The sequence below is a fragment of the Rhodanobacter glycinis genome, assembly GCF_006438785.1.
GTDB lineage: Bacteria > Pseudomonadota > Gammaproteobacteria > Xanthomonadales > Rhodanobacteraceae > Rhodanobacter > Rhodanobacter glycinis_A.
The window spans coordinates 1,578,098-1,592,517 of record NZ_RCZB01000001.1; the positions used below are offsets into that span (position 1 = coordinate 1,578,098).

General features: G+C 64.5%; 16 protein-coding genes. 3 read left to right on the forward strand and 13 right to left on the reverse strand.

What is annotated here, in order from left to right:
- Nucleotides 1-8: 8 nt before the first annotated feature.
- Both EAH75_RS07595 and EAH75_RS07600 read left to right on the forward strand, forming a co-directional pair.
- Complete coding sequence (locus tag EAH75_RS07595) at nt 9-281, forward strand: acyl carrier protein (protein ID WP_140649886.1); 273 nt, start codon at nt 9-11, stop codon at nt 279-281.
- Nucleotides 281-1,513 (forward strand): beta-ketoacyl-[acyl-carrier-protein] synthase family protein, encoded by a 1,233-nt coding sequence (locus EAH75_RS07600; RefSeq protein ID WP_140649884.1) that lies wholly within the window; start codon nt 281-283, stop codon nt 1,511-1,513. Before EAH75_RS07595 ends, EAH75_RS07600 begins: the two co-directional genes overlap by 1 nt.
- Nucleotides 1,514-1,611: 98 nt before the next feature.
- Here EAH75_RS07600 and EAH75_RS07605 read toward each other — a convergent pair whose 3' ends face one another.
- Nucleotides 1,612-3,012 carry an aspartate aminotransferase family protein gene (locus EAH75_RS07605; RefSeq protein WP_140649882.1) on the reverse strand — a complete coding sequence of 467 codons (1,401 nt, stop codon included), beginning with the start codon at nt 3,010-3,012 and terminating at the stop codon, nt 1,612-1,614.
- Between the two features lie 61 nt (nt 3,013-3,073).
- A complete protein-coding gene (locus EAH75_RS07610; RefSeq protein ID WP_140649879.1) occupies nt 3,074-3,769 on the reverse strand; it encodes an MtnX-like HAD-IB family phosphatase in 696 nt (231 codons plus the stop codon).
- 139 nt (nt 3,770-3,908) lie between these two features.
- Between EAH75_RS07610 and EAH75_RS07615 the strand changes: the two genes are divergently transcribed.
- On the forward strand, nt 3,909-4,691 hold the full coding sequence (locus EAH75_RS07615; protein WP_140649877.1) for a MipA/OmpV family protein: 783 nt from the start codon (nt 3,909-3,911) through the stop codon (nt 4,689-4,691).
- On the opposite strand, the gene EAH75_RS07620 is transcribed toward EAH75_RS07615, so the two are convergent.
- The 11 genes from EAH75_RS07620 to EAH75_RS07670 form a co-directional block, all read right to left on the reverse strand.
- Entirely contained in the window at nt 4,665-5,438 is a 774-nt protein-coding gene (locus tag EAH75_RS07620; protein WP_140649875.1) for a CPBP family intramembrane glutamic endopeptidase, read from the reverse strand. The genes EAH75_RS07615 and EAH75_RS07620 overlap by 27 nt on opposite strands.
- A gap of 51 nt (nt 5,439-5,489) precedes the next feature.
- Complete coding sequence (locus EAH75_RS07625) at nt 5,490-5,804, reverse strand: non-heme iron oxygenase ferredoxin subunit (RefSeq protein ID WP_140649873.1); 315 nt, start codon at nt 5,802-5,804, stop codon at nt 5,490-5,492.
- Nucleotides 5,801-6,349 (reverse strand): GNAT family N-acetyltransferase, encoded by a 549-nt coding sequence (locus tag EAH75_RS07630; RefSeq protein WP_140649871.1) that lies wholly within the window; start codon nt 6,347-6,349, stop codon nt 5,801-5,803. Before EAH75_RS07630 ends, EAH75_RS07625 begins: the two co-directional genes overlap by 4 nt.
- Nucleotides 6,350-6,408: 59 nt before the next feature.
- The gene (panE, locus tag EAH75_RS07635; protein ID WP_140649869.1) at nt 6,409-7,344 is read right to left on the reverse strand and encodes a 2-dehydropantoate 2-reductase; all 936 of its coding nucleotides are present in this window, start codon (nt 7,342-7,344) and stop codon (nt 6,409-6,411) included.
- Nucleotides 7,345-7,347: 3 nt separating this feature from the next.
- On the reverse strand, nt 7,348-8,262 hold the full coding sequence (locus EAH75_RS07640) for an acyltransferase (protein WP_140649867.1): 915 nt from the start codon (nt 8,260-8,262) through the stop codon (nt 7,348-7,350).
- A gap of 80 nt (nt 8,263-8,342) precedes the next feature.
- A complete protein-coding gene (locus tag EAH75_RS07645; RefSeq protein ID WP_140649865.1) occupies nt 8,343-9,587 on the reverse strand; it encodes a cysteine desulfurase in 1,245 nt (414 codons plus the stop codon).
- A gap of 107 nt (nt 9,588-9,694) precedes the next feature.
- Nucleotides 9,695-11,017, reverse strand: coding sequence for a Fe-S cluster assembly protein SufD (gene sufD / locus EAH75_RS07650; RefSeq protein ID WP_140649863.1), 1,323 nt, complete (start codon nt 11,015-11,017; stop codon nt 9,695-9,697).
- Nucleotides 11,014-11,793 carry a Fe-S cluster assembly ATPase SufC gene (sufC, locus tag EAH75_RS07655; RefSeq protein WP_140650422.1) on the reverse strand — a complete coding sequence of 260 codons (780 nt, stop codon included), beginning with the start codon at nt 11,791-11,793 and terminating at the stop codon, nt 11,014-11,016. The genes sufD and sufC overlap by 4 nt, the downstream gene beginning before the upstream one ends.
- 2 nt (nt 11,794-11,795) lie before the next feature.
- Nucleotides 11,796-12,302, reverse strand: coding sequence for a hypothetical protein (locus EAH75_RS07660; RefSeq protein ID WP_140649861.1), 507 nt, complete (start codon nt 12,300-12,302; stop codon nt 11,796-11,798).
- Entirely contained in the window at nt 12,299-13,765 is a 1,467-nt protein-coding gene (gene sufB / locus EAH75_RS07665) for a Fe-S cluster assembly protein SufB (RefSeq protein ID WP_428993493.1), read from the reverse strand. The genes EAH75_RS07660 and sufB overlap by 4 nt, the downstream gene beginning before the upstream one ends.
- A gap of 8 nt (nt 13,766-13,773) precedes the next feature.
- Nucleotides 13,774-14,232 carry an SUF system Fe-S cluster assembly regulator gene (locus EAH75_RS07670; protein ID WP_140649857.1) on the reverse strand — a complete coding sequence of 153 codons (459 nt, stop codon included), beginning with the start codon at nt 14,230-14,232 and terminating at the stop codon, nt 13,774-13,776.
- Nucleotides 14,233-14,420: the final 188 nt, after the last annotated feature.

Sequence of the window (14,420 nt, forward strand, 5' to 3'; positions counted from 1 at the left end):
TGATCGCCATGAACGAATCGACCCAGCAGCAAGTGTTCGAGCTTATCGCCAAGCAGGCCAAGATCGAGATCGCCACCATCAAGCCCGAGTCCACCCTGAAGGATCTTGGCATCGAATCGCTGGAGGCGATCGAGTTGATCTTCGACATCGAGGAACACTTCAACATCAACTTCCCCGACCAGCAAGGCGCCAACTTCGACAGCGACACGGCGAAGAGCCTGGTCGATGCCGTGCAGAAGGCGCTCGACGACAAGGCCGCTGCCGGCGAAGGATCGAAGTAATGCCGACCGTTTCCATGCGCCGCGTGGTGATCACTGGCATGGGCGCGATCAGCCCGCTCGGCATCGGCGCCGAGGCGCTGTGGCAAGGTCTGCGCGAAGGCCGCAGCGGCATCGGCCCGCTGCGCCATCCGGATGCCGAGCGCCTGCGCGTGAAAATCGCCGCCCAGGTGCCGGCATATTTCGATCCCGCAGCGAATATCGACGAACGCGTCTTGCCGATGCTCGACCGTACCTCGGAATTCGCGCTGCATGCGGCAAGTGAGGCGATCACGCAATCCGGGCTGGACTTCGGCCGGAACGAACTCGGCGTGCGCACGGCCGTCGTGGTCGGCACCGGCGTCGGCGGCGAAACCACCCAGGACGAACAGAGCAAGCGTCTGTACGGGGAGAATTCCCAACGCGCGCACCCGCTCACCATCGTGCGTCTGATGACGAATGCCTCGGCCAGCCAGATCAGCATCGCGTATGGCCTGCGCGGACCCACGTATGCGGTGGCCAGCGCCTGCGCCTCGGCGAACCACGCGATCATCCAGGCCGCCATGATGATCCGCTACGGCATGGCCGATGCCGCCATCACCGGTGGCACCGAAGCCTGCATCACGTATGGCGCCTTGCGCGCGTGGGAAGCGATGCGCGTGCTGGCCGACGATACCTGCCGTCCGTTCAGTGTCAATCGGCGCGGCCTGGTGCTCGGCGAGGGCGCCGGCATCTTCGTGCTGGAGTCGATGGAACATGCGCAGGCCCGCGGCGCAACGATCCTCGCCGAGCTGGCTGGCAGCGGCATGACCGCCGATGCCACCGACATCGTGATGCCCAGCGCGGACGGTGCGGCCAGCGCGATGCGCCAGGCGCTCGCCGACGCCGGCCTCACTCCGCAGGATGTCGATTACATCAACGCTCACGGCACCGGCACGCTCGCCAACGATGCCACCGAGACCAGGGCGATCCGCCTCGCGTTCGGCGCACATGCCGATCGCCTTGCGGTGTCCTCGACCAAGTCGATGCATGGCCATGCGCTGGGTGCGTCCGGCGCGTTGGAACTGGTGGCAGTGATTGGCGCCTTGCGCGACAGCGTGGTGCCGCCCACGGCGAACCTGGATCAGGCCGATCCGGCCTGCGATCTGGATTACGTACCGAATGTCGCCCGCGAGATGCCGGTGCGTGCGGTGCTGAGCAACTCGTTCGCGTTCGGTGGACTCAACGCGGTATTGGCGCTCAAGCGCGCGCCCTAGCTTCCCTTTCATTTCACGGATTTCACCCTGCAACAAACCAAAGAACCCGGCGACAGGTCGCCGGGTTCTTTTTGCGCGTAACCTCCGCGCGGCCGACATCAGCCCTTCTTGGCTTTGGTCAGCAGCTGGTCGAGCAAGGCAATCGCCAGATCGATCTCCTCATGGGTGATCTCCAGCGACGGCGCGAACGTGATCACGTTCTTGTACCAGCCGCCCACGTCCAGCACGAGGCCGATCTTCTTGCCGTTGTGCTCGAGGTCGCCCGCCAGGCCGATATCGACCATCTTGTCCAGCAACGCCTTGTTCGGGGTAAAGCCATCCTCGGTACAGATCTCGGCGCGCAGCGCCAGGCCAAGCCCGTCGACGTCGCCGATTTCCTTGTGCCGCTTCTGCAGGTCGCGCAGGCCTTCGAGGAAATGCGCGCCCTTCTTCGGCACGCTGGTCTCGTAGTCCAGCTCGTAACCCATCTTGATCACTTCGAGACCCAATGCAGTACCCAGCGGATTGGAGTTGAAGGTGGAATGGGTCGAGCCCGGCGGGAAGATCGTCGGATTGATCAGCTCCTCGCGTGCCCACAGCCCGGACAGCGGGTTCAAGCCGTTGGTCAGCGCCTTGCCGAACACCAGCACGTCAGGCGTCACGCCGAAGTGCTCGATCGACCACAGCTTGCCGGTGCGCCAGAAGCCCATCTGGATCTCGTCGACCACCATCAGGATGCCGTACTGGTCGAGCACCTTCTTCAGGTCCTTGAAGAAATTCATCGGCGGGATCACGTAGCCGCCAGTGCCCTGGATCGGCTCGACGTAGAACGCGGCGTATTCGGCCTGCTTCACCTTCGGATCCCACACGCCGTTGTATTCGGTCTCGAACAGGCGCGCGAACTGGCGCACGCAGGCGTCCGAATACTCTTCCGGCGTCATGCCCTTCGGCCGGCGGAACGGATACGGGAACGGGATGAACATCGCGCGTTCGCCAAAGTGGCCGAAGCGGCGGCGATAGCGGTAGCTGGAGGTGATCGACGAAGCGCCCAGCGTGCGGCCGTGGTAGCCGCCCTCGAACGCGAACATCAGGCTCTTGCCGTTGCTGGCGTTGCGCACGATCTTCAGCGAATCCTCGATCGCCTGCGCGCCGCCGACGTTGAAATGCACGCGGCCATCCAGACCGAATTTCTTCTTCGCGTCCAGTGCCACCGTCTTGGCCAGCTCGATGCGGGTCTGGTGCAGGTACTGGCTGGCCACCTGCGGCAGCACGTCGATCTGGTGCTTCAGCACATTGTTCAGGCGCGGGTTGCCGTAGCCGAAATTCACCGCCGAGTACCACATCTGCAGATCGAGGAACGGCGTACCGGCGGTGTCGAACATGTAGCTGCCTTCACCATGGCGGAAAATCTTCGGCGGGTCCACGTAGTGCACGGTGTCGCCGAAGGAACTGTACTTCGCCTCGTCGGCGAGCAGCTGCGCGTCGTCGATGAAGCCGGCGGCGGTCTTGTCGATTTTCATGGGAGCTATCCGGATTTGTTCGGGGATTCGGGAAACAGGGAGTGAAAACGCAGCCGCGCGATCAGGACAGCGCGGGTGCGTGATGGGCATGGCTGATCAGGCTGCCGTCGAGCAGCTTCGGCAGGAAATCGAGCGCATCCTCGAAGCCGGTGATCGGCACATAGTCGATGCCCGCGGCACGGCAGTGCTCGATCAGCCGATGCTTGGCAAACACGAAGTCGACGGTATCGGCAGCGCAGAAATCCGACGCGCCATCGCCGATCAGCAAAGTCTTCGCACCGGTTTCGCGGGCCTGGGCCACGCAAGCGCATTTGCACGTGCCGCTGCGGCACCCATCGGCCTGGAACGGCGAGGTCAGCTGCCACTGCTTCGGCGGCTGCGCCGGCGCGAGATGATTCGCCGCCAGCGGCAGACCATCCAGACCATAGCGGCCAAGGATCTGGTGGATCGCATAGTCGAGACCGTCGCTGACCACGCGAATAGGCACGTTCAACTCACGCGCCTTTGCCACGAAACCGGGGAACGCGTGATCGATCCACAGACCGGCCAGATGGGTATCCAGTTCCTCCCGGGTCATCTGCAACAGGTCGACCTGCCCTGCCATGCATTCGCGCGAACCGATGCGGCCGGCGCGCCAGTCCTGTTCCAGCACCTCCCAGCCGGGGCGGCCGAAACGATCGAGCAGCGAGTCGATCACGTCCTCGACGGAAATGGTGCCGTCGAAATCACACAAAATGGTCCAGCCAGACACGGACATCGACAGCACACTCGAATGACGATACCCGACAGGGTAGAAAAGCTGTCTTTCGGCGCCCTTTCCCCTTCCCGAACGGATGCTGAGTACGCGCGCTCCGCGGTCCACCGAAGCACGCCGACTACGCCTATGCTGCTGCTCCATGTCCGTCGACCACCGCCCCCTGCTGCGACTTTGCCTGCTGCTGGCAGCATGCCTGCTGTGGCCGCTGCGCTGCATCGCAGCCACCGACCCTGCCGTGCTGGCGATCGGTGCCGGCATGCAGCGCATGCCCAGCTGGCCCGGCGCGAAGAACCAGCACAGCGAGCCGGTGCCGTACCTGGACATCGAACTGCCTGGTCGCGGCAGCTTCTCCACGCTGGATGGATTGCGGATCGACCTGATTCGCGGCACCGCCTGGCATGGCGGCATCTATGGCGATTACCAATGGGGGCGCCAGCGCGGCGATCTCGGCAGCCTGCGCGGAAAGATCGGCTCGCTGCCGCCGCGCATCAATCTCGGCGGCTACCTGGAATGGCAGCTCAGCCGGCAGCTCGACGTGGGCGGCAGCCTCAGCCATGACATCAATGGCGCCGGCGCCTATCTCGAGCTGTATGCCGAATGGGATCTGCCATCGATCGGCCTGCTGGAACATTCCGTCGCGCTGCACTGGCAGGCGATGAACGCGCCGGCGATGAACCGCTTCTTCGGCGTCGACCCACCAGCCGCGCACGCCTTGTCGGTTCCGCCATGGCAACCCGGCGCCGGCAGCCAGCTCGCGTCGCTGGAGTACGACCTGTTCCTGCCCACCAGCAAGCACACCGGCGTGGCGCTGGTGCTGGTCTACGGACGCCTGCTCGGCGGCGCCGCCGACAGTCCGCTGGTCACCCGCTACGGCTCGCGCACGCAGCTGTCCGAGTCACTGGCGGTCGTCTATCACCTGTGAGCCCGCGCGCGTTTTCGGCAACGCGAGTACCAGCAGCAAGAACAACAGGTGGGCACCCATCGACAGGCCGGCAGCCGCGCGGGCATCCACCACCGAGGCCGGCATGAGACCAGTGAGCAGGCCATTGCCGAGGTTCCAGCCCCAGTGCAATCCCACAGCGGCCCACAAGCTGCCGCTGCGCCACAGTGCCGTCGCGTAAGCCAGCCCGAAGCAGAACAACATCAACCATTCCAGCGGCCCGTTGCCCAACCGGTAGATGTGATTGAGTACATAGATCGCGCTGGACGCCAGCACGAACACCGGGCCGCTGCGCCAACGCAAACCGGCAGCGCGATACCAGAAACCGCGGGTGAGGATATCCTCGGCCAGCGATGCCACGAAGGTGGACAGCAACAGCAGCGGCAACGCCGTCAGCACGACAACGAGTCCGCCTGTCGCCGCCGGCGCGTCGGCCGTATAGACGCCCAGATGCAGGCCAAGCCACACCGCGCCAAACTTTGCCAGCACGGCCAGCAACAGGCCGCCGGGCAACCACCAGCGCAAGCCGTTGCCAGCGGCCAGGGCATACGCCGCGTAACCGCGGTAACCGAGCCAGCGCGACAGCGGCCACGCCATCACCGCGCAAGCCAGCATCAGCCCGGCCTGCACCGCAAAACTATGCAACCAGCGCTCACCTACGCCTTCGGCTGCCTGGTACAGCAGCCACAGCACCACGAACGCCAGCAGCGCCCGCCATCGATAAGTCATTCCGCCCCCTTGTTGTCGACGCGTCAGTCCAGCATCGCGGTGCGCAGCATATCAGCGGTCGTCGCGGGTCCAGATCGCACCGTCTTCCTCACGCACCGGAAAGCTGGCGATCGGTTCGTACGCCGGCGGTTTCGTCACCGCGCCGGTGCGCAGGTCGAAACGCGCACCGTGACGCGGACACTCGACTTCGAAACCGAACACCTCGCCGCCAGCCAGGTCGCCGCCATCGTGCGTGCAGGTGTCCTCGACCGCGTACAGGGCACCATCGATGTTGTACACCGCGATCGGCGTATCGCCATCCCACACCACCTTGTACTCGCCCGGCAGGAGCTCGCTGCGGGTGCCGACCCTGACCCAGCCGTTCATGGCGTGATTCCGGCGAACTCCTTGAGCAGCACCTCGAAGCGCAGATCGTCGCGCCGCGGGATGCCAAAGCGCTCGTCACCATACGGAAACGGCTGGTACTCGCCGGTGCGCCGATAGCCGCGCCGGCCATACCAGGCAATCAGCTCCTCACGCTGCACGATCACCGTCATGCGCATGGCGCGGCAATGCCATTCCTCGCGCGCGATGCGCTCGGCCTCGGCCAGCACGTGTTTGCCCAGGCCACCGCCCTGCTCGCCCGGATCGACCGCGAACATGCCGAAATAGCCGGCCTCGCCCTGCCGCTCGACATGGCAGCTGGCCATGAGTCGACCGCCGCATTCGGCCAGCAGCAAGCGGCTGTCGGGGCGCCCGATCAGTGCGCCGACATCGGCCGCGTCGGTACGCCGGCCATCGAGCAAGTGTGATTCGGTGGTCCAGCCGCGCAAACCGGACTCGCCCCGATAGGCCGACTCGACCAACGCCACGATGGCAGCAATGTCGGCGGCTTCGGCCGCGCGAAACACAGGAGGGTTTTGTATGCTCATGCGCGAATCATAATGGCCGCTGTGCCTGCTCACCATGATCTGCCGCAAGTGCAGATGCATCAGGCTCGCTGCTCGCCCATCCGGCCAGCCTCGTAGACTTTCAGGTGGGCATATACGACCGACAACAGCACGGGTGCGGCGTGTTGCGGATCGGCGCGGGCCAGCATGTCGCCGACCACGTGATCGGCCTCGATGGCGTGACCATGCTGGAGGTCGCGCAGCATCGACGCGGTCAGGGTCGAGCCCGCCTCGGTCAGCACATGACGGGCACGTTGCAGTGTCGCCTCGCCCGGCGCATGGCCAGCGTGCTCCGCCACCGCCCGGCATTCCTCCAGCAGGGCAAGCGCCGCCGCGCTGCCGCCCGGCGCGGCGGCGATGCTGCCGACCGATCCGCGCAGCAGGCAGGTGATCCCGGCCAGCGACGCAAGGAAGATCCACTTGTCCCACATGTCCTGCAGGATCGTTGCACTGGGTCGCGCGTCAAAACCGGAGTCAGTCAGGTTCGATGTGATCCGCTGCATGCGTTCGGAAGCACTACCGTCGCGCTCGCCGAAGGTGAGGCTGTGCGACTGGTTGAGGTGCTGCACGGCGCCTTGCGCGTCCAGCGTGGCGGCGATCACGCATTGCCCGCCCAGCACATGCGGCGCCCCGAATCGCGCATCCAGCAGATCGAGCTGACGCATGCCATTCAGCAGCGGCAGGATCGCCGTGTGCGGGCCGACTGCCGGCGCCACGTCGGCCATCGCCTGTTCGAGCCCGTACGCCTTGCAGCTCAGCAGGATCAGGTCGTACGGCTGACGCAACTCCGATGCCAGCACGGTTCGCGGTGCCGGCAGCTGCGCATCGCCGCTGGCGCTGCGGATCACCAAGCCGGTGCGTGCCAGCTGCGCCGCGCGCTGCTCGCGCACCAGAAATGTCACGTCGCGCCCATGTTGCAGCAAACGCCCGCCGAAATAACCCCCGGTGGCACCTGCGCCAACAATCAGAATACGCATGGATCAATCTCCTTTCGGTGCGGGTTCTGTCGCCATGTGCATGCGTGCCGCCTGGGCATCCTTTTCGCTCCACAGTGTGTTCACCCACCGTTTGATGCGCCCGCGAAACGCTGCGTCTTCGTCGTAACTGCCAGTCAATCCGGCCTCGATCGGGAGCTCGCGGACATGCACGCGGATATCGTGCACGCGCCCGGCAATCAGGTCCATCATCGTGCACGGACCCTCCGGATAGACGATGGTGACGTCGAGAATCGCATGCAGCGCATCGCCCATCGCGTCCAGCACGAACGCCACGCCGCCCGCCTTGGGCCGCAGCAGATACCGGTATGGCGAAGACTGCGCGTCATGCTTGGCCGGCGTGAAGCGGGTGCCTTCGGCAAAGTTCATCACCGATACCGGCATATGGCGGAATTTCTCGCAGGCAAGCCGGGTCGCTTCCCTGTCCTTGCCCTGCAGCTCGGGATGTCTGATCAGGGTTTCCCTCGAATAGCGTTTCATGAACGGGAAATCCAGCGCCCACCATGCCTGCCCCAGCAACGGCACCCAGATCAGCTGCTGCTTGAGGAAGAAACGCAGAAACGGGATGCGCCGATTGAACACCTTCTGCAACACCGGGATATCCACCCAGCTCTGGTGATTGCACAGCACCAGATAGTTGCCGTCGCGACGCAGGCCATCGAGTCCGTCGACTTGCCAACGCGTGCGGGTGAATACGTCGAACAGTCGGTTGTTGACGCCGATCCAGCTCTCCGCGATGACCACCAGCACGCGTGAACAGGCCAGCCGCACCGCACGGATCGGCAGGATCACCTTGAACAGGGTGAACGCGAACAACAGCACCACGTGCAGCACGATGTTGATCGCCAGCAACAGCAGCGCGAGCGGGATGCGGATCAGGCCGGGGAACGTGGCGAACATGGGATCAGTCGGCGGTGAGAATACCGGCAGGATAATGCCCTGCCCGCGACGACGGAACCATTCGACCTTCCGACCCCGGTTCACATCAGCAGCTTGCGCACCTTGAGCAGCGCGACGATGAACGCGTCGATCTCCTCGCGCGTGTTGTAGAACGCCAGCGATGCGCGCAGCGTGGCAGGCACGCCGTAGAATTGCATCAGCGGATGCGCGCAATGATGGCCGGAGCGCACAGCAACGCCCTGCAGGTCGAGCAGGGTGGCCATGTCGCTGGCTTGGGCGCCTTCGAGCAGGAATGAGATCACCGGTTCCTTCTCGGCCGCCTCGCCGAAGATGCGCAGCCCGGGGATCTCGCGCAACCTTTCGGTGACATAGGCAAGCAGGTTCTGCTCCCATGCATGGATCGCCGCGAAACCCACCGATTCGTAATAGTCGATCGCCGCCGCCAGACCGACGAAGCCGGCAATGTTCGGTGTGCCGGCCTCGAACTTGTGCGGCGGCGCGGCGAACGTGGTGCCGCTGAAGCGTACCTCGCGGATCATCTCGCCGCCGCCGAAGAACGGCGGCATCGCTTCCAGATGTTCGCGCCTTGCCCACAGCGCACCGGTGCCGGTCGGGCCGAGCATCTTGTGCCCGGTGATCGCATAGAAATCGCAACCCAGCGCTTGCACGTCGACCGGCCGGTGCGGCACGGCCTGCGAGCCGTCGACCAGCAGCGCGATGCCGCGTTTTTTGCATTCGCGCGCGATCTCGCGCACCGGATTGACCGTGCCCAGCACGTTCGAGACATGGGTGACGCAGGCCAGCTTCACGTCCGGCGTCAGCATCTCGATGTACTTCTCGACGATCAGCTCGCCACGCTCGTCGATCGGTGCCGCCTTGACCGTGGCGCCGCTGCGCGCGGCGACCAGCTGCCACGGCACGATGTTGGCGTGGTGTTCCATCACCGTGGTGAGGATGCTGTCGCCGGGCTGCAGCCGCGGCAGCGCGTAGCTGTAGGCGACCAGGTTGACCGACTGGGTGGTGCCCGAGGTCAGGATCAATTCGTTGCGCGACGGCGCGTTGATGAAGCGCGCCAGCTTGTCGCGGGCGCCCTCATAGGCGGCTGTGGCTTCCTCGCCCAGCTGATGCACCGCGCGCGCCACGTTCGCGTTGTGCTCGCGGTAGTGTGCATTCACCGCCTCGATCACCGACTCCGGCTTCTGGCTGGTGTTGGCGTTGTCGAGATACACCAGCGGCTTGCCGTGCACGCTGCGCGTGAGCAGCGGGAAATCCGCGCGGATGCGCTGGACGTCGAAGACCGTAGGGGTGGTTGAGGCATTCGTCATGGCGTGTTCGCTTCGATGTGGTTGGCGCGAGAGTGGCCCCTCACCTCTGCCCCCTCCCCGCAGGGGGAGAAGGTTTTACGGCAGCTCCGGCATCGCTGGAAGCAGGATCAGGCATCCGGCAATTGCCCGACCAGCATGGCGGACAGATGTTCGCGCAATGCCTTGTTCGGCAGATCGTCCAGCACCGCTCGGCAGAATGCCGCCGTCAGCAACGCGCGTGCCTCTGCCAGCGGAATACCGCGCGAGCGCAGGTAGAACAGCGAACGCTCGTCGAGTTGGCCGACGGTGGCGCCGTGCGCGGCCTTCACCTCGTCGGCATAGATTTCCAGTTCCGGCTTGGTGTCGATCTCGGCGCCGGGCGACAACAGCAGGTTCTTGTTGCTGAGACTGGCATCGCTGCCGTCGGCGCCAGGCGCCACCACGATCGCGCCGCGAAACACCCCGCGCGCGCGGTCATTGGCGACGCCGCGCCAGTTCGAGGTGGAAATGGTGTTCAACGCCTGATGGCGGATCGCCAGCTGGGTGTCGATATGCTGACGACCGTGCGGCATGAACACGCCGCGGGTGTGGAATTGCGCGTCGTCGCCGATCAGCTCGGCCTGCAGGTCGTGGCGCACCAGTGCGCCGCCAAGCTCCAGCACATGCAGCGTGGCGCGGGCACGGGCGCGCAGGCGCACATTGTCGCGGCGAACCAGGCTCACGCCAATCGCGGCATGCTGCAGCACGGTGTGATGCAGCTGCGCGCCCTCGCGCAATTCGATGTCGCTGACCAGCGTGGCCAGATGAGCCTGTTCACCGCTGGCCACGTGCTGTTCGACCAGGGTCAGCTCAGCGCCCTCGCCCAGTTCGATCACGTTGCGTGCATGCCAGGCCAGATCGGCTTCGGCGGCGGCACCGACAAACACCAGCTGCACCGGCACGCTGATTTTTGCATGGGCTGCAACACGCAGGACCACGCCATCGCCGGCGCTGGCCGCATTGACCCGCGCAAATGCATCGCCCACCTCACCCGCATGCCTGACCGGAGCCGGCCACGACAGCGCGAAGCGCAACGGCTCCGCATCACCGCGCAGCACTTGCGACAACGGCTGCAGCGAGAGCCCGGCAGGCAGGTTGTCGAGCACTGAAAGATCGGCACGAAACGCGCCGTTGACGAAGACCAATCGCGCGCCATCGACACCGGGCAAGGCCAGCAACGACGCATCGACCACGCGCGTCTGCGCATCGGTATCGCCGCTGGCGAAACTGCGCTGACCGAGCCCGCGCAGCGTGGTGTACTTCCACGCCTCCACCCGCGTGTCGGGCAAGCCGCTGGCGGCGAACGCCGCGCGATTCTCTCGCCGCACCGCATCCAGCCAGGCGATGCCGCTGACCGGCAACGGCGCGTCCAGCAACGAGGCGACCAACGGCAAGGATGCCGACTGGCTCATGCCGCGGCTCCTGCTTGACGCGGGTCCGCCGGATGGCTTGCGGCGATGCCAGCGTAACCGTGTTCTTCCAGCTTCAGCGCCAGCGACTTGTCACCGCTCTCGACGATGCGACCATCGGCCAGTACGTGCACGAAATCCGGCACCACGTAGTCGAGCAGGCGCTGGTAATGGGTGATCATCAGGAACGCGCGATCCGGCGAGCGCAGCGTGTTGACGCCCTGCGCGACCTGTTTCAGCGCATCGATGTCCAGGCCCGAATCGGTCTCGTCGAGGATCGCCAGCTGTGGTTCGAGCACAGCCATCTGGAAGATCTCGTTGCGCTTCTTCTCCCCGCCGGAGAAACCTTCGTTGACCGCACGGTGCAGCAGCTCGTCGGAGATCTGCATTATCTTGAGTTTCTCACGCACCAGCTTGAGGAACTGCATGGAATCCAGCTCCTTCTCGCCACGCCCCTTGCGCTGCGCATTGAACGCCGCGCGCAGGAAGTAGGTGTTGTTGACGCCGGGAATCTCCACCGGGTACTGGAACGCCAGGAACACGCCAGCGGCAGCACGCGCCTCCGGCGCCAGCGCCAGCAGGTCGATGCCGTTGTAGGTCACCGTGCCCGCGGTCACCTCATAGCCGTCGCGGCCGGAGAGCACATTGCCCAGCGTCGACTTGCCGGCGCCGTTCGGTCCCATGATCGCGTGCACCTCGCCCGCATTCACGGTGAGGCTGAGCCCCTTGAGGATTTCCTTGCCCTCGACGCGGGCGTGCAGGTTTTCGATTTTCAGCATGCTCATTTCTTCGATTCCGCCGTCAGCGTGCACGGCCCGTTGCCTACCAGAGATTTGTAACCCGCGATGACACTGGATTTGCTTGCCGCATTCAAATCACACGTGGCAACGACGGGGACGTTCAATACTTCACCGAACAACGTGGGATCCGACAGCCAGCCTGCTCGAAAGGACTGACCATCCGTCGACAGTCGCAGTCCCCATGGCACGGTGTTCAGCGTGACGGTCAGAACCGGTACGTGAGCGCTCCATGCGAACCGACGAATCGGCCCCACCGTGAAATGCCCCTGCGCATCGGTGACAACCTCCAGCTTCTTTGCGGTGGAAGCCGTCTCGCCGGATTCATCCATCACATCGGCCAGTTGTATACGCACACCCGCCACGGGTTGGCCTGCCTTGACGATCGTGCCGGCAATCCGCGGTGCGGTCAGGTAGTGATGCGGCCACGGCACGCAACCGGCGAGTCCCGCGAACATGATGCATATCAAAATTCGATAAATCGGCCTCATCCCACCGCGCCTTCCAGCGATACCTCGAGCAGCTTCTTCGCCTCCACCGCGAACTCCATCGGCAGTTCGCGAAACACCTGCTTGCAGAAGCCGTCGACGATCATCGACACGGCGTCTTCCTCGCTAACGCCGCGCGAGCGGCAGTAGAACATCTGGTCGTCGGAGATCTTCGAGGTGGTGGCTTCGTGTTCGACGATCGCTGTCGGATTCTTCACTTCCATGTACGGAAAGGTGTGCGCGCCGCACTGTTTGCCGATCAGCAGCGAATCGCACTGGGTATAGTTGCGTGCGCCCTCGGCACCCTTCTCCATCTTGACCAGACCGCGATAACTGTTGGAGCTGCGCCCAGCGCTGATGCCCTTGGAGACGATCTTCGACTTGGTGTACTTGCCGAGGTGGATCATCTTGGTGCCGGTATCGGCCTGCTGGTAGTGATGGGTCAGCGCCACTGAATAAAACTCGCCGACCGAACGGTCGCCGCGCAAGATCACGCTGGGGTATTTCCAGGTAATCGCCGAACCGGTTTCGACCTGGGTCCAGCTGATCTTCGAATCATCGCCTCGGCAGTCGCCGCGCTTGGTCACGAAGTTGTAGATGCCGCCCACGCCGTTCTCGTCACCGGGATACCAGTTTTGCACGGTGGAGTATTTGATCTGCGCCTTTTCCAGCGCGACCAGCTCGACCACCGCTGCGTGCAGCTGGTTCTCGTCGCGCTTCGGCGCGGTGCAGCCTTCCAGGTAGGAGACGTGGCTGCCCTCTTCGGCCACGATCAGGGTGCGTTCGAACTGGCCGGTGTTCTGCGCATTGATGCGGAAGTAAGTGGACAGTTCCATCGGGCAGCGCACGCCCTTCGGAATGAATACGAAGCTGCCGTCGGAGAACACCGCCGAGTTCAGCGCGGCGAAGAAGTTGTCGCCGGTGGGCACCACGCTGCCCAGGTATTTCTGCACCAGCTCGGGATATTCGCGGATCGCCTCGCTCATGGAACAGAACAGCACGCCGGCTTCGGCCAGCTGCTTGCGGAAGGTGGTGCCGACCGAGACCGAGTCGAATACCGCATCCACCGCCACGCCGGCCAGTGCTGCGCGCTCGTGCAGCGGGATACCCAGCTTCTCGTAGGTTTCCAGCAGCGCCGGATCGACTTCGGCCAGCGACTTCGGGCCTGCCTTGGGCGCGGCGTAGTAGCTGATCGCCTGATAGTCGATCGGATCGATGTTGAGCTTGGCCCAGTCCGGTTTCGGCATGGTCAGCCAATGGCGGTACGCCTCAAGCCGCCACTCGGTCATCCAAGACGGCTCCTGCTTGATCGCGGACAGCGCGCGGATGGTGCCCTCGTCCAGGCCAGGCGGCAGGCTGGTCATCTCGATATCGGTGACGAAGCCGGCCGCGTAGCTGCGGCCAAGGACCTCGGCCACTTCGGCGTTGTCACGGAGCGTGGTGCTGGTGCTGCTTTCGTTGATCATGCTGCTGTTCATTCGGTGGTAGCCTCGCCGGTTCTCACGGTGACCGCAATCTTTCGGCCCGGCTGCGCCGGTTTGAGCATTTCAGCCAGACTGACCGCGCGCAGCGCGTTGTCCAACACGCTGTTGACCCGCTGCCAGCTACCGCGCACGCCGCACTGCGATTCGCGATCGCATTGACCATCGGCCGCGCTGCATTCGGTCATGCCGATCGGGCCTTCCAGCGCCTCGACGATCTCGGCCAGCGAAATCTCGCTGGCCGGCCGGGCCAGCCGGTAACCGCCGTTGACGCCGCGGAACGACTCGACCAGCGTGGCGTGACTGAGCGCCTTCAGCAGCTTGCTTACCGTCGGCAATTCCAGGTGCGTCTCGTCGGCGATCTGCGCCGTGCTGAGCACGTCGGTCGGGTGCGCGGCGATGCAGGTCATCACCACGGTGGCGTAATCGGTAAGTCGGCTGACGCGGAGCATGGATACGCTCGGGCCTGACGGTTTGAATCGGGACTAAAATGGTACTGATTTGATGCGGCGCGGTCAATCCGCGCCATGCACCATGATCGGGCAATGCCCATTGCCGATTGCCCGAAAATCGCGCATGCACGAGTCACCAATGCAGCATGCGACGGCAGAAACCCTGCGAAAGCCCCGTGTTTCGACGC